The organism is Paraburkholderia sp. SIMBA_054, assembly GCF_046534875.1.
Taxonomy (GTDB): domain Bacteria; phylum Pseudomonadota; class Gammaproteobacteria; order Burkholderiales; family Burkholderiaceae; genus Paraburkholderia; species Paraburkholderia hospita.
This window is the reverse complement of sequence record NZ_JAWRXV010000406.1, coordinates 1-340: the sequence shown is the minus strand read 5'-3', so window position 1 is coordinate 340 and position 340 is coordinate 1. Positions and strand designations below refer to the sequence as shown.

Genomic DNA, 340 nt, shown 5'->3' with positions numbered 1-340 from the left:
ACACGGAGCCCCGATTAAAACCCCAGGACAGCTCATCGCCGCGGTCATCGCCGGGTTTGCTGTGCCGATCATCATCATCGTTCTGCTGGCTTACTACGTCGACAATTCGACGCGCACCGGCGCGGGCACCGACAGTCTCTCCGAAGCCGAAGTCACCGCCCGCATCAAACCACTCGCCCAGGTCGACGTTCGCGACGCCAACGCGCCGCGCGTCTACAAGACGGGCGAGGAAGTCTACAAGGCGGTCTGCTCGGCGTGTCACGCGTCGGGTGCGGCGGGCGCGCCGAAATTCACCAACACGGCCGACTGGGCGCCGCGCATCTCGCAAGGCTTCGACACG

1 protein-coding gene is annotated in these 340 nt (G+C 65.3%); it reads left to right on the top strand.

Going from position 1 to position 340, the window contains the following annotated elements:
• Positions 1-340, top strand: a 340-nt coding sequence (locus SB822_RS55680; protein ID WP_410858922.1) for a c-type cytochrome, incomplete at both ends; no start/stop codon positions are given.